Source organism: Anaerobacillus alkalidiazotrophicus (genome assembly GCF_001866055.1).
Genome location: NZ_MLQS01000011.1, coordinates 38,570 through 62,742 on the forward strand (window position 1 = coordinate 38,570; position 24,173 = coordinate 62,742).

The window sequence follows — 24,173 nt, forward strand, 5'->3', positions numbered from 1 at the left end:
CAAGAAAAGCGCAAGCGCCTTGGTCACGAGCAGCTGCTCCTGTGCCACTCCGTTTGCTCAAGAGCAAAGCCGCTTCGTAGTAATCCAAGTAGTAGCTTCACTGGGGCGGCCTTTGACAGAAGCCGCTCTTTGGCTTCCTACGTGCTTCTGCGTCTTCTAGCATAGCTTTGGAGTAGGCTTCCTCGAAGCAAAGTAGCATGGAGCATATTCAAGAAGTAATCCAAGAAGACATTGAAGTCAGTAACTTGACTGAAGTGACCGAGTTCGTAGGCTGCTTGCGCTAGACAGTTTCCAAGTTAGAAATTTATAAATTCTGGTTATACAAAAAAGCTAATATTAGGGTAGTGGTTATTTATCAAATATACCATCCAAAATATTAGCCATTTCGTTTTTATCATTCTCTTAATACTAGAAATTGCTAAAAGCAAGCTTACTTAACTAAAGCAATTACCTCTATTTCAATTAATACATCTTTCGGTAATCTGGCTACCTCAACACAAGATCTAGCTGGTTTATGGTTCGAAAAGTATTTTTCGTACACTTCATTAATTAAAGGAAAATCGTTCATATCTTTAATAAAAACTGTAGTTTTTACAACTGTTTCAGATGTTGCACCAGCTTCCTTTAACACAGCATCGATATTTTTTAGCACTTGCTCCGTTTGCTCTTGAACATTTCCCTCAACCAATTCGCCATTAGGCTTTAGCGGTATTTGACCCGAACTATAAAACAAATTATTAACAACTACTCCTTGTGAATAAGGACCAATAGCAGCTGGAGCTGCAGACGTTTGTACAATCTTCATTACTCATTCTCCTTCATTTGTTTTAGTTTTTCAAAGAAGTTTCCAAATTCTACTTTCACTAATTTATCTTTAGTATTAACTTCTGACAGTTTGGTCATTGAGATATATTGATCAACAAGCCTTTCCTCTTGATGATTAGCCTCAACTAATACACCAGTACCAACAACATTTGACTGGAATTCATCTACAAGATTTATCATCCCTCGTACCGTGCCACCAGCTTTCATAAAGTCATCGATTATTAAAACATTTGAACCTTCTTTAAGGCTTCGTTTAGCTAAAGACATTGTCTGAATCCTCTTTGACGATCCAGATACATAATTAATACTAACAAGAGAGCCCTCTGTAATACGATGTTCATGTCTAACAATACAAACAGGAACGTTTAAATAAGTAGCTACTGCATACGCTAAAGGTATTCCCTTAGTGGCCATTGTCATAATTACATCGACTTTCTTATTTGCAAACATAGTGGCAAAATATCGACCAATTTCATTCATAAGCTTTGGATTTCCTATGATGTCCATCATGTATAAATAACCACCTGGCAATACCCGATTAGGGTCCTCTAACTTTTGACACAAATCTTCGAGAAATACCACTATTTCATCATTACTAGCTGTAGGGATATACTTTACTCCTCCACTAGCACCCGCTACTGTTAATAACAGACCAATCTCTTGATCTTCAAACATTTCTTTAATAATTGTTAAATCTTCACTTATAGACGATTTTGCCGACTCATATCGATCTGCAAAATAAGTTAACGGTATTAACTGATGTGGATTATGTATTAAGTAATTGGTCATGTCTACTAAACGGCCACTTCGACGAAACTTCTTCATAACTACCTCCAAAACCCGAATATTTAACAGTAATACTACACTTTTGTACGGATTTTATCAATAGTAACGTTCTCCCAGTAATCGTACAGCGTATACGTCATTACAAAAACCCCTTAAACCATTATAAATGCGCGCGGCTCTCGATTCGTGCTTGACGAGGGCAAAAACAGTTGGACCACTCCCACTCATTAATACACCATCAGCGCCAAAGCGGATCATCTGCTCTTTAATTCGTTGCACCTCTGGATAGAGTTTAAACGTTACCGACTCTAGTACGTTTCCTAATTGTTTACAAATCTTTTCATAGTCACTGCTGTTAATTGCTGATATCATCTCATTTATATCAGGGTGTTCAATCTGATCTACCTTTAAGTTCCGATATATTTCTGCAGTAGATACACCGATAGGAGGTTTCGCTAATATTATCCAACAAGGAGGTGGGGGGGTAATATGTTCAATCCTTTCACCTCTACCTGTTGCTAATGCCGTGCCACCATAAACGCAGAAAGAAACATCTGAACCGATGTGTGCCCCTAGAGTTGCTAATTCATCAATACTTAAATGTAAACTCCAAAGTTTGTTTAAACCTCGTAGAGTAGCAGCTGCATCACTACTACCACCTGCAAGTCCAGCTGAAACCGGAATGTTTTTCTTAATTGAAATATGTACCCCTTTATTAATTTGATAGCGGTCCTTTAATAACTGAGCTGCTTGATAAGCTAAGTTTCTACTATCATTTGGGACAAAACCCTCAGAAACATCAACGATAATACGATTCTCTTCTAATAAAGTTAATTCAATACGATCTGCTAAGTCAACTGTCGTCATGATCATCTCAACTTCATGGAAACCGTCTTCCCTTTTATGGAGAACATCAAGAGATAAGTTAATTTTCGCAGGAGCTTTTATAGATATCTTCATCTTAAATCACCTTCTACTGTTCCATATGCTTAGGTTATTTTATCATTTGTTGCCTCTACAAACCACAAAATTCATGTAAATCATGACAAAATTTTCTAGCGCTTACTGCTATTAGATTTTATCAGCATTACCTAGTAGAAAGAAGTATATAACCTTTGAATTGTGATTCAATTTATATTTCTCTTAAACGTCCATTAGAAAAGACAAGCTTTACAGCTCTAGTTCGTAAAAAGAAATTATGCCACTGTGTTTTCTAGTAATGCTCTGAAGTAGGCTTCCTTTCATGTAGTAATTGAGGTCAGTAGCTTGACTGGGGCGAGCAAACTTTAAAGTCGATAGAACGTTGGAGCTAGACAGCTTCCTAACTTCGAAATTTTATACTAAACTTTCAAAAAAACCGAGCACTTTGGTTACCCACTACAGTTTTTAAAATAGATACTCATGCTTCCTTAGGCGAAAAATCTTGTTCACATCTTATAGCAGTAAAAAACTGGCTCATTTAAGGGGCATCCCCTTACGAGCCAGTTATCGTAACAAAACTAGTTATTGCTATTGCCTTTTATTAGCAAGCTGTTGTTCAGCAATTTCCACGGCGCGCTTGACCATATTTCCAGCATCACGCGAACGTATTCCGCCCCATCCTTCTTTTTGGACAACATCGTAAAACCCAAGCTCTTTAGCTAGTTCTTCTTTAAATTGCTGAGACATAACTCCTCGCCTTCTGGCCATAAAAACAACTCCTTTTTTGTAGACATGTTACGACATTAATAGTATAACCTGCTGATAACTAATTTTATCAAAACAAAAAGAGGTATACTCACATGTCTAAATTTGGCACCTCCATTAAAAAGTATTTTTAATAAATACTTTCCTAGGGAGAAGTCAAACCTCATATGAGCATACCTCTTTTCCAACTAATAACTATTCAACCTCTACAGCTGTAGGGCTTTCATCCTCACACACAGTTAATTGTACGGTCTCTGTTAAAACGTCTGTATAGCTGTAAGACACTCTTTCGAAGGCGTTTTGCTCTTCATCTAGCTTAATAATAAATACAGACGGGTATGTTTCTTCAAGTAAACCAGAACGTTCAACAGTCTTTCTGCGGCCACCATTCGCTTTTATTGTAATCCTCTTTCCAATATTAGCGTCTAACGTTCGCTTAATATCAACTAACGTTTTTCCCATTATTGAAACCACCTCACTTATCTAAAGTGTAACATAATCGAGCAATAATGTCAAATAAAATTAAAATTATAGCAAGGAAACAAATCGATTGTCAATACTATTTTTTCAACTTTTTTTGACTAAATATCACAAATTTTAGTATGGCCTAGATTTTTTATATTATGTAAATGAATTTTTATTCATTCAAGTTGCGGTGACGAAATGTACAATTACTAACATGACTAGCAGATAATCTACCAAAGCGAGCCCCAATATCCATCAAGGTTTGATACAATTAGCATCAAAAAAGATTTACTACTTAAGGGAGTAGTTCGCAATGACGATAATAAATGATCCTTTCAAAGGTACTTTTGGAAATTTAGAAAATTTAGTAGATAAAATCACTGAAGTGCTAGGTTGCCCGGTTACGATTGAGGATGCCAACCACCGCCTTTTAGCTTATAGCTTACATGATGATCGAACGGATCCTGTGAGAATCTCTACGATTATAGGTCGACGAGTTCCCGAAAAAGTTATTAATAATTTATGGAAAGATGGAGTGATCCCTAGATTAAATCAAAGTGATGAACCTCTTCGAATTCCTAGTGTGTCAGATATGGGATTTAGTGAGCGAGTCGCCATTTCTATTAGCCAAAAAGGTGAAGTACTAGGGTATATTTGGGTACTAGAAAATGATAACTGGTTATCTGAGGAGCAGTTATCTTTATTAAAGTTAGCTGCTCAGACTGCAAAAAATCAGCTACTACAGCTCCAAGTTCGAAAAAAGAAAAAGGAGGAAGGGTACCAAGAGTTTTTTTGGCAACTTCTTACTGGACACATCAAATCACATAATGAGATTAAAAGAAAGCTTGAACAATTAAGTATTATCCCGTCCTTTCCAATAGCGATCCTTGTTTTTCAATTCAATGAAGAAATTAATCCAAAAAATGAAAAACATATCACGTACATGATCACCACAACACAACAAGTAAAAATTCCTTTACACGTAATTGACCGAAATGAATTAATTTTATTAGTAACACCACTCACAGCTAAAGACCTTCAAGAAAGTATTGATAAATTTATTACTAATTTTATATCGCATATGGAAAAGCGATATAAAATTCAACATATTAAAGGCAGCTGCGGAAATATATATGATAACTATGAAAAAGTGGAGGCAAGCTACCAAGAAGCTCTAACGGTGTTACGATTAAAAAATAAGTTCCCTGCGGAAATTGGAGAAATCCACAACTATCATCAGCTTGGAATTTTCCGCTATCTAGACGTCATCCTTGAAAAAAATAGGCTTGATAAGTATAAGAACCCTGTACTTATTCAACTTTTAGAGTACGATAAAGTAAACAAAACCCAATTTCTCGAAACACTTGAAGTGTTCTTAAATAAAGATAGTAATATACATGAAGCAGCCAAGGAGCTTCACGTCCATGCCAATACATTAAATTATCGATTAAAAAGAATTTCAGAAATTTGTGGAGTTGATTTTAAAAATCAAAACGAAAAATTGACTTTGTACGTCGATATTAAAATAAATAAACTATTAAAAGAAGAGCATTTGTAGAATTTCACAAATGCTCTTTCTTTCTTTCTCATTTCTAAACAAAGAAAAAATTAAAATTTAAAATTATACTTTGCTTATCAAATAAATTGATTGTTACTAAAGGGAGGATTTTATCATGTTAATAGGGATTCCTAAAGAAATTAAAAATAATGAAAATCGTGTTGCGATTACTCCAGCTGGTGTAGACACATTGATTAAAGCAGGTCATGAAGTGATTATTGAAACGTCAGCTGGAATTGGAAGCAATTTCACTAATGAAGATTATATCCAAGCCGGGGCAAAAATCGTTGATACTGCAGCTGATGCTTGGTCTGCAGAAATTGTAATGAAGGTAAAAGAGCCATTAGCTTCTGAATATGGCTACTTCCGTGAAGGCTTAATCCTTTTCACATATTTACACTTAGCAGCAGAGCCTGAACTTGCTAAAGCGCTAACTGAAAAAGGTGTAACAGCGATCGCTTATGAAACAGTTGAAGTAAATCGTACATTACCACTTCTTACACCAATGAGTGAGGTTGCAGGACGTATGTCTACCCAAATTGGTGCTCAATTTTTACAAAAATCAAATGCCGGAAAAGGAATTTTACTTGCAGGTGTACCAGGAGTAAACCGTGGTAAAGTAACTATCATCGGTGGTGGCGTTGTTGGAACGAACGCTGCAAAAATGGCTGTTGGACTTGGTGCGGATGTAACAATTATTGACTTAAGCCCAGAGCGCCTTCGTCAATTAGATGACATTTTCGGAAATAGCATTAAAACATTAATGTCAAATCCTTTAAATATTGCTCAAGCTGTTGCCGAGTCTGATTTAGTAATTGGCGCTGTATTAATCCCTGGTGCAAAAGCTCCTCGACTAGTTACAGAAGAAATGGTTAAGACGATGACTCCAGGTTCAGTTATTGTCGACGTTGCGATTGATCAAGGTGGTATCTTCGAAACAATTGACCATATTACAACGCACGATAACCCAACATACGATAGACACGGTGTTGTTCACTATGCTGTTGCTAACATGCCTGGAGCAGTTCCAAGAACGTCAACAATTGCTTTAACAAACGTAACAGTTCCTTATGCACTTCAAATTGCTAACAAAGGTGTTGTGAAGGCAGTTACTGACAACCACGCCCTAAAACTTGGTGTCAACGTTGCTGCTGGACACATTACGTATGAAGCTGTTGCTAGAGACTTAGGTTATGAATACCTAAGTGTTGATCAAGCATTAGAAAAAGTTGTTGAAACAGTTTAATTAGTAACACACTGGCGCTAGCACCAACTAAGATGTTTTTACTTTCATTATCATTCTTAACGTAAAATAAAGCCAAGCGATAGCTTGGCTTTGATAAAAAGTGTGTTCGTCAAAATACTTACTTCCCGATTTTTCTGTCGTTATTAATGTCTTCATCACTTTTAGTTGGCATCCCTCTTCGTAAAAGCCCTCTCGTTTCAATACCACCTAAACCTTTTTCTCCGGTTAGTGTATTTCTTAACAATTCCCAGACACTTACACTATCCATAAACGACGTTAAACTAACTTTCGCTGCAATGTATACTGGATCTAAGGCATGAATGTTTATTCGATCAGGAGAACTCGCAAAATTAGCCCCAGCTCTTATTAAAGTTTCAAAGTAAGATTGACAAGCGCCTGCAAAAATAACCAAATGATCAATATGCGGTTCAAATTTTCTAGCTTCTCTTACAGCTTCTGCGAAATATTTCGTATTTCTATAAGCTTTCATTTCATTTTGATCACCTTTACTACGCATGTAAGCGTCATGACCAGTAACCACAAGGATATCCGGTCGGACCATTTCTAATAAAGAGGTAATTTGTAAAGGGATCTCTCTTTCTTCCATATGAACACCATAAATAGGGACACCTAGTTTCTCATACAAATCTGTACACTTATTCAAATAAACAGGATCTCCATCAATGTGCAAAATCCTTCCAGGAAGTTCAAAATAGGAACTATTTGATCGATATCCACCCGTCATCACATATTCGCTCTTTTGCCTTAGCAAACGACTATCTTGTCTAAATAACCGATAGCAACTTTCTTGTTTCTTCTTTTCTTCTTCATTTCTCAATTTTCTATCTTGTTCATTGACTAAAACTAAGTCATTTATTGGAGCGTCTGCAATGAGTCTCATTTCTTCGCCTACAATTGTGACAGTTTTGTCATTATCTATTTGATAAATACGGAATAATATATCATAATCATATGATTTTCTCAAAACAAAATCGCCGACTTTGAATTTCATAGCACACCTCCTCATCTACAGCCTATGAGAGAAGGTGTAAAACAGTGCGGACACTAAGTACTAATTAAAAAAATTTTTAAGTTATCTGAGTGAATTTCATAATGTCAATATATTAGCCACATCAAGCTACATCTAGTTGAGAACGATTTAACTCAACTAGATAAGTGGCGTTGAATCTGTATTATGAAATTCATTGTATTTCACGGTTAGTATTTTTTACGATTTTAATCATAAAAACTGGTCTCCATCAAAGTATAAAAGCACTTGAGATTTGTCCAAAATTCGCAACAGTTAAAAAAAGCATCGATAAAAAAACGTACAAAGTCTGTACGTTTTTTGCTGGTTATCTAAATTCTTGTTTTTCATCACTGAAACATTATCGAATATTTACAACTTTTATATTTCCATGTCTGCGAGGGCATTTGCTAACAACGCAAACTCTTCCATACTTAACGTTTCTCCTCTTCTGGTAGGGTCAATATCACACTCTAGCAAAACTTTTTCTAGTTTTTCTCTTTCATTTTTTGTATATAAATTGTTAGTAAGGTTATTCATTAACGTTTTGCGACGTTGGGCAAAACTTGCACGAATAAGTTTAAAGAAAAATCCCTCATCTTTAAGCTTCACTGGGGGTTCAGTTCTTAATGTAAGTTTTAATACAGCCGAATCAACATTAGGTTGAGGTACAAATACTGTTTTAGGAACAATCATCTCTGTTCGTGCCTCTGCATAGTATTGTGCAGCAATTGATAATGAACCATAATCTTTTGTTCCTGGTTTTGCAGCAATCCTCTCAGCAACTTCTTTTTGTATCATTACAACAATCCCACGAATTGGCAACTTTTCTTCAAGAAGCTTTAACAGAATAGGTGTTGTCACGTAATACGGTAGATTAGCTACAACCATTAAATCTTGATTTTCTTTAAAGTTCTCACGTATAACTTTATGTATATCAGCCTCTAACACGTCGGAATGAACCACCGTAACGTGAGGGTACGCAGAAAGCGTTTCTTTTAAAATCGGTAATAATCGTTGATCGATTTCAAAAGCAACTACCTTTTCACATCTTTTCGCTATTTGCTCTGTTAAAGCTCCGATACCAGGGCCAATTTCTATTGCTCCTGATTCATTGTTAAGATCTGCACAATCAACAATATTATTTAATATGTTAGTATCAATTAAAAAATTTTGACCAAGACTCTTCTTAAAAGTAAACCCATACTTTTTTAAAATATCCTTCGTTCTATTGGGTGTCGCTATATCCTTACTCATTTTCTTCCTCCTTTAACACTTTACGAATTGCTTCTGAAAATTCATCTTTTGTTATTTTAAACATAAGTAGTCGTTTATAAAGCTGTTTTCCATTAGTAAAACCAATTTTTAAAAGATCGCCTAGCCGTTCTCTTCGTTTTCTAGCATTTTTCCCACCGATTAACCCAAAGGCCATTAAATCATCTGAACTAATTTGTTCTCTCCATTCATCCGACTCTTGTTGAGCATCCTTCAGCGCTAACCTAATTGCATCAGCTGTAGCATTTTCCACACCAAGATTATTGCCCTTTTTTGAAATTGCTTCTTTTTTAGGCAAAAATGCATGTTTACAACCAGGAACCTGCTGACTGATTATTTTTCTAATTCTTTCACCTGGATAGTCAGGGTCTGTTAGCACAATAACGCCTCTACGGTCCTTTGCAAGCTTAATTTGCTCAATAACCTTCTTACCTATGGCGGAACCACTTGTTTCGATTGTATCGGCATCTACGGCGTTTTTTACGGCAACAGTATCATCCTTACCTTCGACGACGATAATTTCTTTTATTTTCATATAGCCTCCATTTACCCATTTACTTAATAAGTGAATTTCATAACGCAATAATCGAGTCACATAAAGCTATAAAACTCCATTACAAAATCATTAATGCATCACTTTAAAACACTTCAAAAAATTTTCGTGATTTTTCTCTTATTAGTGAAACTAATTCATAGTATATAGCGTCTATATATACGATACAAGAAAGGCCATAAAGAAAGAGGATGACTTATAGTCACCCCCTAATTAGAAATCTAATTATTTACTACTCTTACTTGTACGTTTCGACGACCCCAATTTATGGCAGAGTTTTGGCTAGGCATAAAAATATCAATTTTCCGCCCAACTATAGCACCACCTGTGTCCGCCGCTTTATATCGACCTAATAACCTTCCGTTATGTTTTATTTCAACAACTGACCCTAACGGAATTACATTCGGATCAACAGCAACTACGTTACTATTAGGATTCGCTTTTAGGTTTACCCCTGTACTAGTAATTCCTGAACAACCGGCACAATTGGCAGTATACGCTGTCGACTGAAATGTAACCCAGTCTCCTTGTGACCCACTACTCGTACTAGTAGGACTGCTACTACGAGAAACAGATTGTGTCACTTGTTTTGTTCCGACAGCTACAATTCGATCACGACTATCTTGAATTGTTTCAGTTTTTATCAACTCTCGCGAAACTTCTTTTCCATTTTCGATAATAACTTCATAATGTTTTGCAACTTTTCCTTTTTGACCACTTTGAACTTCACGCTCATTTCCTCTTGTAATCGAGTTGTCATTTCTCGTTACAGTGGCAAAGTTTATTGCTTCTTCCACAACATCGGTGACCTTTTCTACTCTGATGACATTGATTTCGGTATTAGCTTTTACAATTTCTTCTTGCTCTGGCTCTACTCTATCAAGCTCTCCTAGAATGACCTGTTCTGCTTCTAAAAAATCAGCGACAGTTGTCGAAGTCGTCCATACTTCTATTTCCTCACCGTCACTATTTAGCGTGACAGTAAAAGCGGACTCATAATTAATTTGCATATCTTCAACAAGAGCTTTTTCTAGACTTGGCTCTACCCTATCATGACTGCCAATGTCTATATTTAATTCGTTAAACAAATCTTTTACCGTACTCGATGTGGTCCATATCGGTGTTTTTTCACCATTGTTTGTAAAATGGACTAGCACTGCAGGAATCCAAACAACATTGACATCGTTGGTTAACTCAGTCTCTAACGACGGTTCAATGTAATCATGTTCTCCTACTAAAATTTCATTTTCCAACATTAGTTCATCTACAGTTTTGGCATGAGTTTTCAGGGATCTTTCTTCCCCGTCTATTACTAGAGTAACCGTGTTTTTCGTAAACTCGTGTACCGAGAAACTAATAACACCAACTAGTAATATCATACTAACGATGGACATGATTAACCCTTTTCCAGATGTAGCAACGGAAAAAAGTTTTTTCATGCTTGCTGTCATGTTAAAAACTCCCCTCTCTACGGACCGAATTATATAGAGTTACAACAGTATTGTCAATGGCAATAAATCCCTCCCTTAATTGTCATATGTTGAATTATCCATAAAAAAAGAAAAAAAAGGAACAAAAACCTTTCGACAAGACTAGCATATGTGCGGTCTCCTTCGTGTAGAACAAAAAAGAAGCTAGGTTTTGATAGACATGATTACGCATAAATTGACTAAATTCGATATCACTTTATGGAAAAAACTCTCTTTGCATTTTCATTTGTCTTTTCGATAACTTCTTCATAAGTTATTTCTTTTAGTTCAGCAATTGCCTGTGCTACTAATGTAACATAGCTTGGTTCATTTCTTTTTCCTCTAAAAGGGTGTGGAGCTAAATAAGGACAATCCGTTTCAATTAATAAACGATCTAGGGGAATTTCCTTGGCTACTTCTTTCGGTCGTTTAGCATTCTTAAACGTAACAGGACCACCAAAGGAAATATAAAAATTCATATCAAGGCACTGTTTGGCAATTTCTAAACTACTACCAAAGCAATGCATAATACCCCCAACTTCATTAGCGTTCTCTTCTTTTAAAATTTTTACAATGTCTTCATGCGCATCCCTATTATGAATGATAATAGGAAGCCTCACTTTTTTTGCAAGATGAATTTGCTTACGAAATACTTCCTGTTGTATTTCTTTAGGAGATTTATCCCAATAATAATCGAGACCCATTTCCCCTAATGCAACAACTTTCGGATGACTTGCTAATTCTTCAAACCAAATTAAATGGTCATCTGTCATATCAATAGCATCGACTGGATGCCAACCAACTGCCGCATAAATAAATTCATACTTTTCAGCAATTTCAAGCGCCCCCTTGATTGTCTTTTCATCAAAGCCGACAACAACAATGTTGGATACACCTTGCTTTTGCGCCCTCTCAATTACTTCTTCAACATCTTCCTCAAACTGATCCGCATTTAAATGAGCATGCGTGTCGAATAACATCGATAAAAACCCCCACTTAATTATTAAAAACTGAAAATGTAGAATGTCGAATATTTCAGTTATACATAGAGTATAGACCGGTAATTCGACATTCTACATTCTAAAAACTTTATTTACTTAACTTGTGAACCATTTGGTAGTGATTGTTCTATTGTCGCTAATGTTAATTTTCCACCGTGGGAAGCTGCTAAAATCATCCCCTGTGATAATTCTCCTCTGAGCTTAATCGGCTTTAAATTTGTCACACAAATCACTTTCTTCCCAACTAGCTCCTCAGGCTTATAATATTCGGCTATCCCTGAAACAACTTGACGTTGTTCATAACCTAGATCTAATTGAATTTTCAAAAGCTTATTTGCCTTTTTTACTGGCTCTGCTTTTAAAACTTGGGCAACTCTTAAATCAACCTTGAAGAAATCATCAATTGTAATTTCATCAACCTCAGGTGCTTCTACTTGAGGCTCCTCAACTACAGGCTTTTGCGAAGGTCCTTCCATCATTTCAACGATTTTAGCGACTTCTTCAGCAACATCTAACCTAGGAAAGATCGGTTCTGCTTTCGCCACTTTCACCCCTGAATGAAGTACACCAAATTCATTCATACTATCCCATTTCGTTTGATCTTCAGTAATAGATAATTGATCCCAAATTTTCTTTGGAGTAGTTGTCATAAATGGCTGTATTAATATAGAAGTATGACGCAATGCTTCGGCTAAATGGTAAAGAACAGACCCTAATTCTTTACGATTTTCTTCTGATTTTGCCAATACCCACGGCTGTGTTTCATCAATATATTTATTAGTTCTGCTAACAAGCTGCCAAATCGCTGATAATGCTACGGAAAACTCCATATCTTCCATTGCTTCTTCGACTTTAACTTTTGTTTCTTCAACAAGTTGTACAAGACTTGCATCAAATTCAGTAGTATCTTTCACGTATTCTGGAATTTCTCCATCAAAATATTTATGGACCATTGCTATCGTACGATTTAGTAGGTTTCCTAAATCATTTGCTAAATCAAAGTTTACTCTTTCGACAAAACTCTCAGGAGTAAAAACCCCATCAGAACCGAAAGGAACTTCACGAAGTAAGTAGTAACGTAATGCATCTAAACCGTAGCGGTCAATCAATGGTACTGGATCAACGACATTACCCTTGGATTTCGACATTTTTCCATCCTTCATTAAGAGCCATCCGTGACCAAAAACTTTTTTCGGCAAAGGTAGATCTAAAGCCATCAACATAATTGGCCAATATATTGTATGGAATCGAACAATTTCTTTACCTACTAAATGAACATCTGCCGGCCAATATTTTTCATACTTCTCTTGATTTTCAGATCCATACCCTAAAGCTGTAATGTAGTTTGATAAAGCATCAATCCATACATAAACAACATGTTCTGGATCATTCGGAACTTTTATTCCCCACTCAAATGACGTTCGAGAAACAGCAAGATCTTCTAATCCTGGTTTAATGAAATTATTAATCATTTCGTTCTTTCTTGATTCTGGTTGGATAAATTGAGGATTTTCCTCGTAATATTTTAATAACCTATCTGCATATTTACTCATTTTAAAGAAATAAGATTTTTCTCTTACTTTTTCAACAGGTCGGTTACAATCCGGACAGTTACCTTCCTTTAATTGCCTTTCTGTGTAAAAAGACTCACAAGGGGTACAGTATAACCCTTCATATTCATCTAAATAGATATCCCCTTGTTTCACTAACTGATCAAAAATTTGTTGAACAATCTTTTTATGCCTAGATTCAGTTGTACGAATAAAATCATCGTAAGAGATATCAAGCTTTTCCCATAAATCTTGAATACCATTAACAATCGTATCAACGAACTGTTGAGGACTAACACCCTTCTCCTCAGCTTTTCGTTCAATTTTTTGTCCATGTTCATCAGTTCCAGTTAAAAACATAACGTCATAGCCACGTAAACGTTTATACCTTGCCATAGCATCACCCGCAACTGTTGTATAAGCATGACCAATATGCAACTTATCACTCGGGTAATAAATTGGTGTTGTAAGATAGAATGTTTTCTTCGACATTATTTGATTTACCTCCTAAAAAAATATAAAAAACCCCCGCCCTTATAAAGGGACGAGAGTTAGTTTTCTCACGTGTTACCACCCAATTTCCCTTGCTTCTTACGAAAACAAGGCTCAAAAAGTTACTACTTAAGAAAAGTTCCAAATCGTTATTCTCACATAAAAATTTCTTTAACGACTAGCTACAATAGTAACTATACTTTAATAACGCCAAGTATGCGTTGTCCCCTTATTGATTAACAACTCGAAGACAAATCCTCCAAGACCATTTTCAAAAGTTCATCCTATACCAGTTTTCAGCTCCCCTGGCTCTCTGCATCGACTAAGAACTCAGTGCTCGCATGGATATGTTAGCGAAAGCATAGGTTCTTTAAGTTTCCAAATAGGACTTCCTTTTTACTTATCTTTTCAATGGAAGCGTATGAATTTTTTGGGTTATCTTTACGTTTTAAAAATACTACAGTTCCCCTGGCAAAAATATACCTAAACAACTGTACCATTGTCAAGTTTACCCAAAAAAAACAATGAAAAAACCTGCCTGCATAAAACAGGTTTGTTGAAAATGTCGAACGCATATCATCGATAGTAGTATTTTGTCGAAATAACAATTGGTGATTCCTTAAAGATCATCAAAATAATGTAAAAAACATATTCGTATTTGCTTTCAAAAATTTACTTTTAAACCAAAAGTTTTTTGGATAAAATATTGTTAAACCAATACTTTACCATTAGTCGAGATTAAAAAAATCTACAAAACTTGTAAAAATTTGAATAAATTAATTGACTTCTTTTGGAAACACTGGTATTCTTAGTTTACAGAGAAAAATGTCGAATTTTGAAGAATTAGACGATAAATAAAGGATAATTTTTTTTGGGAGGTAAATTTATGAAATCTACAGGAATTGTTCGTAAAGTTGATGAGTTAGGTCGTGTGGTTATTCCAATCGAACTTCGCCGTACACTTGATATTGCAGAAAAAGATGCTTTAGAAATCTATGTTGACAGCGATAGAATTATTTTAAAGAAATATAAACCAAATATGACTTGCCAAGTAACTGGTGAAGTTAACGATGAGAATCTATCACTTGCTGGTGGAAAAATTATCTTAAGTCCAAATGGCGCAAAGGAAATTATTGCAGAGCTTCAGAACTACGTTGCTAATACAACTAAATAGTTATTAGCGAAAGCGCTTTATATTTGATTATATCATAATACTTTTGGATAGTAAGTAATTGTTTTAACCAGATCGAAGAAATAGCACTTATATCAGTAAAAAATATAGGGCGATTAATCATCACCACGTCAGTGGATCAAACGACATATACCAAAAAGGCTGACAATTGTCAGCCTTTTTTTCTTTGAAAAATCTTCTATCTTATTTATGATATAATTGATAAACTTCTCTCTTTTGTAATCCGCGATCTTTTGCAACTTGCTTTATTGCTTCTTTTGAAGAAAGCTTTAATGCAATATAATGATCAATATGTTGAATAATAGTAAGCTCCGACCACCACTCATTTTCATTATATTCTTCAACAGAACCTTCAACAACTAAACAGTATTCTCCTCTTGGATCCTCCTGTTCATAAAATTCAATGACTTCACTTATTTGACCTCGAAGAAATTCCTCGAATTTTTTTGTAAGCTCGCGACACACTGATATCTTCCTATCACCAAGTTGGTCCAATAGTATTTGTAACGTTTCTTTCAAACGGTGGGGAGATTCATAAAAGATAATCGGATTTTTTACTGTTGTAATTTCCTCAAGCTGTTTCTTTTTCTCTTTTTTTTGTCTATGTAAAAAACCATAAAAGAAAAAACGTTCTGTTGGTAGTCCTGAGGCTACTAGTGCTGGCAATGCCGCATTTGCACCTGGTAATGGTATTACTGCTATTTCTTCTTCTATACAACTGACAACTAGCTCGTAACCAGGGTCAGAAATTGCCGGCATCCCTGCATCACTAACTAACGCCACTTTTTTTCCTGTTTTTATTTCTTCTAATAATTTATTCCCACTCGTTTCCTTATTGTGCTCATGGTAACTAACTAATTTTGTTGGAATTTCAAAGTGGTTACATAATTTTTTTGTTTGTCTTGTATCCTCCGCGGCTATTACATCGACTTCCTTTAAAATAGTCAATGCCCGGTACGTTATATCTTCTAAATTTCCAATAGGCGTAGGAACTAAATATAGTGCACCTTCTTCAATATTACGGAAACTCTGTTGAATCCTCATTATTCATGCAGCCCTCCTTTTTAATTAAACGTTCCTTTTTTTGCCTCGTTAATTTCTTTATCGAATATTCAGCTTGTAACGCTTCTTCTTTCGTTTCGAACCCTTTTTCATAAACAAGGCTTAAAGGAGTTCTTCCACGTGTGTATTTTGCACCTTTTCCTTGTAAGTGCTTTTTTAAGCGAGCTTGAACATCATTTGAATAACCAGTGTAATATGTACCATCTCCACACTCTAATATATATACGAAATGCTTCAAGCCGTTCTCCCCCAGCTTATTTACTTTTATTAACCGAAGTATATCTCCTTAAAATGCTCTGTATATGTACCTTCATTATTATAAACAAGGATGGGCTCTAATATCTTTACTCCTGAATTACCATTCTTTATTCCTTCAATAAGTAAAATATTTGCTTCTTTTTCTTTTTTGGGATGGATAAACTGAATACGTTTTGGTTCGATTTGATATTTTTGCATCAAAGAAATGATATCTATTAAACGTTCTGGCCGATGAACGAGTGCTACTTTTCCTTTTTGTTTTACAAGATCACTACTTATCCGAATAACATCTTCTAGGCTACAATATATTTCGTGTCTAGCAATAGCAAAGTGTTTATTTTCATTCCACTCTTTTTCAGTAACTGTTTTAAAATATGGTGGATTACAAGTTACTACATCAAAATGGCCTTTTTCAAGTTTAGGTACCACACTTTTAATATCCTCATGAAAAAAATGTACTTGTTCTTCTAAGTTATTTAGCTTAACATTTCGCAAAGCCATATCGTATAGGCGATCTTGAATTTCAATTCCTACAATTTTTGCTTTAGATCTTTCGCTTATTAGTAATGGAATAACTCCATTACCACTACACAAATCAACAACTTTTCCTTTTTGAATCGGTAAATAGCAAAATTTTGCGAGTAGGACTGCATCCATAGAAAAGGAAAATACAGTGGGACTTTGAATAATTTTTAATTTTTGGTTTGGTAAGTAATCTATACGTTCATCATGCTCTATTTTAACCATAATAGGATCCTCTCATTTATAACTCCTTTAGCTTGTAGACGGTAAAAAAGCTAATTTTCTAACAGTCGACATGTCTTTACGTCTAGATTATACTTTATTTTTAATATGAGAAAAAGCTAGTAAATTTGACAATAGTTTCTACCCACAAAAAAAGAGACAGACTTTAAAGTCCACCTCTATGCACATTACTTTTTATTTAAGAACGACAAACAGAAGAGACAGTCTCCTTCTTTACGAATACTTCCGTAATGAAGATTACAAATGTGAAATCCTTCTTGATAAAGTCGAGCTAGATTATCATATCCTTCACCTATATCGACCTTTTCATTTTTTTCTTTTACTTCTTTTAGTTGCTTTTTTGGTTTCTGTTCCGTTTTTACTTCAATCCGAGAACGTAGATGGTCGTTTTCAATCTTAAGATGCTGATTTTCCTCTAATAGGAGTGCTAAATGTTCTTTCAACTCCCCTAGTTCACGGTAAAGGCCACCTATCTTTTCTTCCATAAGACTTACTCGCGAAAAGACCTCTTTTTTATCCACGTTAGCTTTACACCTCAATATTTGTGGTATGAGTAGTTATTGCTCCATTATTCATCAGCTCGTCGATTGTATATTCCATAATTCGCTCATCAACCAGCTCAACTTGCACCAATTGTTCCAAAATATTTAGACCAATGACCCGACCTTTTCCATGGACAGTTTGGATTGTTTTACCGATATCCGGAAGTTCTTGCTTAGCATTTTCATAGTTGTCATTTTCATACTTTAAACAACACATTAATCTGCCACAAAGACCTGATATTTTTGTTGGATTTAAAGACAAACTTTGATCTTTAGCCATCTTAATTGACACCGGTTCAAAATCACCTAGAAAAGATGAACAACATAAAACCCTTCCACAAGGACCAATTCCACCTAGCATCTTTGCTTCATCACGTACACCAATTTGTCTAAGTTCAATTCTTGTCCTAAATATTGCTGCTAAGTCTTTAACAAGCTCTCTAAAGTCTATACGACCGTCTGCTGTGAAATAGAATAATACCTTATTGCGATCAAATGTATATTCAACATCGACTAACTTCATATCTAAAGTATGCTCTTCGATTTTCTCTAAGCATACTGTAAAAGCTTCTTTAGCCGCTACTTTATTTTCTTCTACTGTAGTTTTATCTTTTTCATTTGCGATACGAACTACTTTTTTAAGAGGGAAAACTACATCTTGATCGTCAACAATTTTCTTACCAATGACGACTTTTCCGTACTCAATGCCTCTAGCAGTTTCAACGATTACTAGCTCACCTTTTTGTACGTCTATATCTTCAGGGGAGAAATAATATATTTTTCCCGCTTTTTTAAATCTGACACCTACTACTTGATGCACTATACACTATCCCTCCTGTAACCTCATCATTAATTGTTCCATCAGTAGTTGAGGATTTACATTTGCACTTAGACGTCTCTTCGCTTCTAAAATAGCAGCCATTTGCTGGCTAACTTTTCGCTGGGAGCTATTTAAAGCTTGTCGTTCTAATTTATCGGTATGATCAACAAATATGAGTTGATCTTCAGTTGCTATTAAGGTACGTAATACATCCCGATACCAAAGTAATAGTAGATCTAACCCTAAATTTAATTGGTTTTTCTCCTTAAAGTGGGGAAACCAATTTTCTTGTAAAGTGAGCAAAACCTGATGCGGTCTTGCAGACACTTCTTCTACTAATTGTATCATTATGGATCGAGCTTGTACAATCCAATCATCATGGTAAAGCTGGTAAGCTTCCTCAATATCATTTGTTAGCTGACCTAAAAGCCTTGTAATTGGCCTTGTAACACCATTTTTTTCAAGGGTTTCCATTAATTTTAATGGTGTTAGTGGTGTAAAGGAGAGGATTTGTGTTCTCGATAAAATTGTGCTTAAGATTCGATGTACTTCTGTTGTTGTTAATACAGCAATTGATTGTCCATCTGGTTCTTCAAGAAATTTCAATAAACCATTAGCCGCACTTATCGTCATTTTTTCGGCATCTTCAATAATATAAAACTTACGAATAGATTCCATCCCGCGGTAAGAAAATTCTTTTTTCAAGTTACGTATTTGGTCTATTTTTATTGTTTGTCCATCTGGTTGTATGATATGAACATCAGGGTGATTTCCTGATTCGATTCGTTTACAATCAGAACATGTCCCACAAGCTTCTACACCTTCTTTTTCATCACAAAAAAATGTTTTTGCTAATTGAAGAGCTACCTTTCTTTTACCAGTCCCTTTTGCTCCTTCAAATAAATAGGCGTGAGCAAGGCGTTGTTTTCGAATACTATTTGTAATAATTTTCACGATTTTTTCTTGTGTTTCTTTTAATTCATTCCAAGTCATTGTTTACCACACCTAAAATTTTTCAAACTGATCTACTGGCAGTACAAAAACAGTAGCACCACCAACTTTTACATTCACTGGATAAGGAATATATGTATCAGCATTTCCACCCATTGGAGAAACTGGAGCTACTAATTGGTCTCGATTTTTGCAACTATCTTTAATAATTTCTAACACATCTTCGACGCGTTCATCTTCTGTACCAATAATAAAGGTAGTATTTCCTGCTTTTAAGAAACCACCAGTACTAGCAAGCTTTGTCGCTTTAAAATTTGCAGCGACTAAGGAACTGGCTAGGTTGCTACTATCTTTGTCTTGAATAACTGCAACAACAAGTTTCATTATTCAAACCTCCTTAAGAAAGCTACCTTTGATATTATAAAAATCACATGTAAATCAAAAGCTTATATTATTTCTCCCTATTATAACAGAACTTCTCTTTAGACGACCATTATAGAAAATTTGTTAAGATAATATACGATTTTTAATAGGAAAAATCCTTCAAAGTGGTCGATTTTTTTGAGTTCTCTTCATAAATTTCAAAATATAGACCTTACTTTTCGTACTAGTTTTCATAATACAGCTTAACATAAGCGGTTAAATTCATGAAACTACTAAGTATACCATCCTTTATATTTGAATGAATGTCATAATTACTAAAAGCGCGGCACGTAACTAGATTTAGTTCCTTAGTAAAAAAATAATGTATAAGAAATTCATTATCTTAGTAACTCTTTAATATATCGAAGTTATTCATTCATTTCCAAAAAATTTTCTACGATTCTTTTTGTTTCAGCTACGACTTCTTCTAAAGTCTTGTCTGCATTAACCAAGACTATTCTTTCAGGATACATCCTCAATAATTTTAAGTAACCTTCACGAACTTCATAATGAAACTCTATATTCTCTTGATCTAAACGGTTAATTTCTCGACTTGTATTATTTGCTATCCTTGCTAACCCCTTTTCTGGTTCAATATCAAAATAAATGGTTAGTTTTGGCATACAATTTTCAATGGCAAAAGAGTTTATCGCATAAACTTCCTCTAAACCAATACCTCTAGCCATTCCTTGATAAACTAAGCTACTATCTAAGAACCGGTCACACAGAACAATTTTACCTGCCCTCAACTCAGGTATAACCCTTTCTACGAGATGTTGCCTTCTAGCAGCAGCATACAATAATGCTTCAGTTCTGCCATCCATTGCAGTATTCCTTGTATCTAGTATAATTTCACGAATATTTTCAGCTATATCTATTCCACCTGGTTCTCTAGTAGTAATAAATTGGTAACCTTTTTGATCAAAGTAGGTAGATAGTTCTTGAATTACAGAAGTCTTCCCAGCCCCTTCGCCGCCTTCAAAAGTAATAAATTTTTCAGTCATCATATGTCTCCTCACTTTATGGTTTTTTTAAAACTTTAACTCCTACCTTATGTATGTCTTCTCCTTGAAGATAAGCCCCTACTTTTTTTAGTTCATACAGGTACTTAATATGCTCCATTTCAATTTGTTCTCCAGTTACTAACAGAGGTACCCCTGGAGGATATGGCGTAATTTCCTCAGAAATAATTCGCCCTACTGACTTTGTTAAAGGTACAACTTCTTCCTCTATTTCTTCGATATCTTCATACGAAAGGGCTAAGCTTGTGCACTTTTTTTCAAATAAACGGTGAGTTACTGTTGAACGCTCTATAACACCATAATCTTTTAATTTATATTTTATTATTTCTCCTATTCTGCGAAGATTTATTGTATTCAGTAAAGGCATGACCATTAATATATTATTTCGATCTGCTAATTCAGTATAAATTCCTTCTTCTTCTAGAAGTTGTTGTAATTCATAACCACTAAGTTTGCAGCATGATTGTATCGTCACCTTTAAAGGATCAATCTTATATAACTTATTTTTAATAACTTTTAACTGCGGAATTTTATTAATATCATCTTTAAAAGTTTTTATATCAAAGATTGTCTTTTCTATATCTTTTTCTGATATAGATGCTAGGAAGTGCCTAGCTAAGTCAAGAGAGGCCATCAAGGGGTAAGATGGACTACTCGATTGTAACAATTGTAAATAATAAGTAAGTTTCTTTAAACTTATGAGAGAGCTATTATAATGTAAATACGAACACATTGTCATTGCTGGTAATGTTTTATGAGCTGACTGAACAACAATGTCTGCTCCATATTCAAGAGCTGATTTCGGAAAAAAATTAGAAGGATGACTGAAATGAGCCCCGTGTGCCTCATCAACTAATACCACCATCTTATGTTTATGTGCTTCCTTAATAATACTTTCTAATGACATTGAATATCCATAGTAGTTTGGATTAGTAATGATCAATGCTTTTGCATATGGGTATTTATTAATTGTATCTAAGACAAAAGCCTCTTCCAAATTTGCAGGTATTTGAGCAATTTCGTCAAATTCAGGCTGTAAAAAAATAGGATGAACTTTTGCTAATCTTAGCCCATTTAAAATTGATTTATGACTGTTTCTTTGAACAAGAACTGTCTCACCCGCTTTACATGTTGCCATAATCATTGCTAAATTCCCTACAGTTGAACCACCTACAAGAAAAAAACATTGTTTTGATCGATACCAATCTGCAGCTAAATTCTCGGCTTGTTTGATTACTCCTGTAGGATTGTGTAAGTCATCTAAGCCAGTTAGTTCTGTTACATCTATTGATAATAAATGACGGTATAATTCTGCACCATATTCTGAAAATACTGCACCATTTTTATGTCCAGGGACGTGAAAAGAATGTGGCTCACGTTTTCTATGTGCTAATAGAGCTTCGAAAAGAGGTATCCTTTTTTGATCCATACGTATTCAATTCCTTTTATATAGTAATGTTTAATTATCACTTCACCTATTATAACGAATTTCTGACTTTAATGATAAAAATCATTGTTACATTAATGAAGACATACACAATATGGTGATTTCATGCATATAATTAAAAGAGTTACTATTTTAAAAAAAATCAGAATTTTTTATGTATAGTTTACCTTTCATTGGAAATGATTGGACTATGGAGGTGAACACAAATAATGAAAGAAAAACAATGCGTAGAAAAGTGTTCCGTATGTGAACAAAATAATGAGAATGGAATTCATATTTGTGATATTTATATTTGTGAAAACTGTGAACGTGAAATTGTAAATTCTGATGTAAGTGACGAATTTTACAGGTACTACTTACAAAAATTAAAAAAATTAAAGCACTCATTGTTAAATATCTCTTAGAAGGCTCTTACTCAAAGGGTCTATTTTTTTTGATATTTTTCAGAATGACACTAACAGCGATTACTAGTTGATAATTAAACAAAAGCATGGATCTATTTAGCTGATATTAAATTAGTTCAAGCACATTTCAGGGACTTACGTTACCATTTTTATCCTACTTCATTAAATTCAGTAACGTACGTACCTTTATTTATATAAACATTTCCTTATTAAATATATGTTCTACTAATGCTATTTCCCTAAGTTAAAATTAAAGCTTGTTATGCAGCAGCCTTGCATTGGCCTTCATGAATTATTTCTTTAGCATATGCATCCTGCAGCTTTGCATCGAGGAAGCCTACTACGAAGCGATGCTTGTAGACGCAGAAAAACTACAGACTTCAATTACTTCATGAATTACTTCTCTGAATTTACTACATGCTGCTTTGCATCGAGGAACCCTACTTCAAAGCGATACTAGAAGACGCAGAAAAGCTACTGACTTCAATCACAGCTTGTTATTACTCCATTGACTAATCTACATGCAGCTTTGCTTCGAGGAAGCCTACCACGAAGCGATGCTTGTAGACGCAGAAAAGCTACTAATTTCAATCACTTCATGAGTTGCTTCTTTGAATTTACTACGTGCTGCTTTGCATCGAGGAAACTTACTTCAAAGCGATACTAGCAGACGCAGATGCAGCACCACTTAACGCAAATACTCAATTTCCGAAAACACAAAAAAACACATCCCATCGGAATGTGTTTTTCATTTTACCTAGCAACGTCCTACTCTCACAAGGGGAAGCCCCTAACTACCATCGGCGCAAAAGAGCTTAACGATCGTGTTCGGCATGGGAACGAGTGTGACCTCTTCGCTATCGCCACTAGATATTATTTAATTCAGAGATCATTCTCTGAAAACTAGATAACATACATATAAGTTTCTTGAGTGTGAATTCAATTCTTATTTTAGGATAAGTCCTCGACCGATTAGTATCTCTCAGCTCCACACGTCACCGTGCTTCCACCCGAGACCTATCAACCTCATCATCTCTAAGGGGTCTTACTGGATTAACTCCAAGGGAAATCTCATCTTGAGGGGGGCTTCATGCTTAGATGCTTTCAGCACTTATCCCTTCCATACGTAGCTACCCAGCTATGCTCCTGGCGGAACAACTGGTACACCAGCGGTATGTCCATCCCGGTCCTCTCGTACTAAGGACAGCTCCTCTCAAATTTCCTACGCCCGCGACGGATAGGGACGCTATGCTCCTGGCGGAACAACTGGTACACCAGCGGTATGTCCATCCCGGTCCTCTCGTACTAAGGACAGCTCCTCTCAAATTTCCTACGCCCGCGACGGATAGGGACC

24 protein-coding genes and 2 rRNA genes are annotated in these 24,173 nt (G+C 35.3%); 4 read left to right on the forward strand and 22 right to left on the reverse strand.

Going from position 1 to position 24,173, the window contains the following annotated elements:
* Positions 1-430: 430 nt before the first annotated feature.
* From BKP45_RS08935 to veg, 5 genes are all read right to left on the reverse strand, one after another.
* Entirely contained in the window at positions 431-805 is a 375-nt protein-coding gene (locus tag BKP45_RS08935) for a RidA family protein (protein ID WP_071389378.1), read from the reverse strand.
* The gene (gene purR, locus BKP45_RS08940) at positions 805-1,650 is read right to left on the reverse strand and encodes a pur operon repressor (RefSeq protein ID WP_071308278.1); all 846 of its coding nucleotides are present in this window, start codon (positions 1,648-1,650) and stop codon (positions 805-807) included. Before purR ends, BKP45_RS08935 begins: the two co-directional genes overlap by 1 nt.
* Before the next feature lie 57 nt (positions 1,651-1,707).
* The gene (gene ispE / locus BKP45_RS08945; RefSeq protein WP_071389379.1) at positions 1,708-2,571 is read right to left on the reverse strand and encodes a 4-(cytidine 5'-diphospho)-2-C-methyl-D-erythritol kinase; all 864 of its coding nucleotides are present in this window, start codon (positions 2,569-2,571) and stop codon (positions 1,708-1,710) included.
* A gap of 549 nt (positions 2,572-3,120) precedes the next feature.
* On the reverse strand, positions 3,121-3,300 hold the full coding sequence (locus tag BKP45_RS08950; RefSeq protein WP_071389380.1) for a small, acid-soluble spore protein, alpha/beta type: 180 nt from the start codon (positions 3,298-3,300) through the stop codon (positions 3,121-3,123).
* A 192-nt stretch (positions 3,301-3,492) separates the two neighbouring features.
* A complete protein-coding gene (gene veg, locus BKP45_RS08955) occupies positions 3,493-3,759 on the reverse strand; it encodes a biofilm formation stimulator Veg (RefSeq protein WP_071308281.1) in 267 nt (88 codons plus the stop codon).
* A 316-nt stretch (positions 3,760-4,075) separates the two neighbouring features.
* Here veg and BKP45_RS08960 point away from each other — a divergent pair, with 316 nt between their 5' ends.
* The gene (locus BKP45_RS08960; RefSeq protein WP_071389381.1) at positions 4,076-5,320 is read left to right on the forward strand and encodes a PucR family transcriptional regulator; all 1,245 of its coding nucleotides are present in this window, start codon (positions 4,076-4,078) and stop codon (positions 5,318-5,320) included.
* A gap of 115 nt (positions 5,321-5,435) precedes the next feature.
* Positions 5,436-6,566 (forward strand): alanine dehydrogenase, encoded by a 1,131-nt coding sequence (ald, locus tag BKP45_RS08965; RefSeq protein ID WP_071389382.1) that lies wholly within the window; start codon positions 5,436-5,438, stop codon positions 6,564-6,566.
* Positions 6,567-6,684: 118 nt separating this feature from the next.
* Here ald and yabG read toward each other — a convergent pair whose 3' ends face one another.
* From yabG to metG, 6 genes are all read right to left on the reverse strand, one after another.
* Entirely contained in the window at positions 6,685-7,578 is an 894-nt protein-coding gene (gene yabG / locus BKP45_RS08970; protein ID WP_071389383.1) for a sporulation peptidase YabG, read from the reverse strand.
* Positions 7,579-7,974: 396 nt separating this feature from the next.
* Complete coding sequence (gene rsmA, locus BKP45_RS08975; RefSeq protein ID WP_071389384.1) at positions 7,975-8,850, reverse strand: 16S rRNA (adenine(1518)-N(6)/adenine(1519)-N(6))-dimethyltransferase RsmA; 876 nt, start codon at positions 8,848-8,850, stop codon at positions 7,975-7,977.
* Positions 8,843-9,403, reverse strand: a complete 561-nt coding sequence (rnmV, locus tag BKP45_RS08980) for a ribonuclease M5 (protein WP_071389385.1) — start codon at positions 9,401-9,403, stop codon at positions 8,843-8,845. The genes rsmA and rnmV overlap by 8 nt, the downstream gene beginning before the upstream one ends.
* A 239-nt stretch (positions 9,404-9,642) precedes the next feature.
* Positions 9,643-10,872, reverse strand: a complete 1,230-nt coding sequence (locus BKP45_RS08985) for a G5 and 3D domain-containing protein (RefSeq protein WP_071389386.1) — start codon at positions 10,870-10,872, stop codon at positions 9,643-9,645.
* Positions 10,873-11,102: 230 nt separating this feature from the next.
* Positions 11,103-11,870: a TatD family hydrolase gene (locus BKP45_RS08990; protein WP_071389387.1), complete on the reverse strand. Its 768-nt coding sequence runs from the start codon at positions 11,868-11,870 to the stop codon at positions 11,103-11,105.
* Positions 11,871-11,983: 113 nt separating this feature from the next.
* A complete protein-coding gene (metG, locus tag BKP45_RS08995) occupies positions 11,984-13,933 on the reverse strand; it encodes a methionine--tRNA ligase (RefSeq protein WP_071389388.1) in 1,950 nt (649 codons plus the stop codon).
* 886 nt (positions 13,934-14,819) lie between these two features.
* Here metG and BKP45_RS09000 point away from each other — a divergent pair.
* Complete coding sequence (locus tag BKP45_RS09000; RefSeq protein WP_071389389.1) at positions 14,820-15,107, forward strand: AbrB/MazE/SpoVT family DNA-binding domain-containing protein; 288 nt, start codon at positions 14,820-14,822, stop codon at positions 15,105-15,107.
* 201 nt (positions 15,108-15,308) lie between these two features.
* On the opposite strand, the gene rsmI is transcribed toward BKP45_RS09000, so the two are convergent.
* From rsmI to BKP45_RS09045, 9 genes are all read right to left on the reverse strand, one after another.
* A complete protein-coding gene (gene rsmI, locus BKP45_RS09005) occupies positions 15,309-16,169 on the reverse strand; it encodes a 16S rRNA (cytidine(1402)-2'-O)-methyltransferase (protein ID WP_071389390.1) in 861 nt (286 codons plus the stop codon).
* Complete coding sequence (locus BKP45_RS09010) at positions 16,144-16,425, reverse strand: GIY-YIG nuclease family protein (RefSeq protein ID WP_071389391.1); 282 nt, start codon at positions 16,423-16,425, stop codon at positions 16,144-16,146. The genes rsmI and BKP45_RS09010 overlap by 26 nt, the downstream gene beginning before the upstream one ends.
* Positions 16,426-16,454: 29 nt before the next feature.
* The gene (locus tag BKP45_RS09015; RefSeq protein WP_071389392.1) at positions 16,455-17,192 is read right to left on the reverse strand and encodes a tRNA1(Val) (adenine(37)-N6)-methyltransferase; all 738 of its coding nucleotides are present in this window, start codon (positions 17,190-17,192) and stop codon (positions 16,455-16,457) included.
* Positions 17,193-17,377: 185 nt separating this feature from the next.
* Positions 17,378-17,731: a DNA replication initiation control protein YabA gene (gene yabA / locus BKP45_RS09020; protein WP_071308291.1), complete on the reverse strand. Its 354-nt coding sequence runs from the start codon at positions 17,729-17,731 to the stop codon at positions 17,378-17,380.
* A gap of 7 nt (positions 17,732-17,738) precedes the next feature.
* Positions 17,739-18,572 (reverse strand): PSP1 domain-containing protein, encoded by an 834-nt coding sequence (locus BKP45_RS09025; protein ID WP_071389393.1) that lies wholly within the window; start codon positions 18,570-18,572, stop codon positions 17,739-17,741.
* A 6-nt stretch (positions 18,573-18,578) separates the two neighbouring features.
* A complete protein-coding gene (gene holB / locus BKP45_RS09030; RefSeq protein WP_071389394.1) occupies positions 18,579-19,565 on the reverse strand; it encodes a DNA polymerase III subunit delta' in 987 nt (328 codons plus the stop codon).
* A 12-nt stretch (positions 19,566-19,577) separates the two neighbouring features.
* Positions 19,578-19,907: a cyclic-di-AMP receptor gene (locus BKP45_RS09035; protein ID WP_071389395.1), complete on the reverse strand. Its 330-nt coding sequence runs from the start codon at positions 19,905-19,907 to the stop codon at positions 19,578-19,580.
* Positions 19,908-20,314: 407 nt separating this feature from the next.
* Positions 20,315-20,950: a dTMP kinase gene (gene tmk / locus BKP45_RS09040; protein ID WP_211272960.1), complete on the reverse strand. Its 636-nt coding sequence runs from the start codon at positions 20,948-20,950 to the stop codon at positions 20,315-20,317.
* 16 nt (positions 20,951-20,966) lie between these two features.
* Complete coding sequence (locus BKP45_RS09045) at positions 20,967-22,397, reverse strand: aminotransferase class I/II-fold pyridoxal phosphate-dependent enzyme (RefSeq protein ID WP_071389397.1); 1,431 nt, start codon at positions 22,395-22,397, stop codon at positions 20,967-20,969.
* A 227-nt stretch (positions 22,398-22,624) separates the two neighbouring features.
* On the opposite strand from BKP45_RS09045, the gene BKP45_RS09050 reads away from it, so the two are divergent.
* The gene (locus BKP45_RS09050) at positions 22,625-22,819 is read left to right on the forward strand and encodes a sigma factor G inhibitor Gin (protein ID WP_071389398.1); all 195 of its coding nucleotides are present in this window, start codon (positions 22,625-22,627) and stop codon (positions 22,817-22,819) included.
* Positions 22,820-23,574: 755 nt separating this feature from the next.
* On the opposite strand, the gene rrf is transcribed toward BKP45_RS09050, so the two are convergent.
* Positions 23,575-23,690 (reverse strand): 5S ribosomal RNA (rrf, locus tag BKP45_RS09055).
* A gap of 81 nt (positions 23,691-23,771) precedes the next feature.
* Positions 23,772-24,173, reverse strand: a 23S ribosomal RNA gene (locus BKP45_RS09060); the annotation flags it as partial.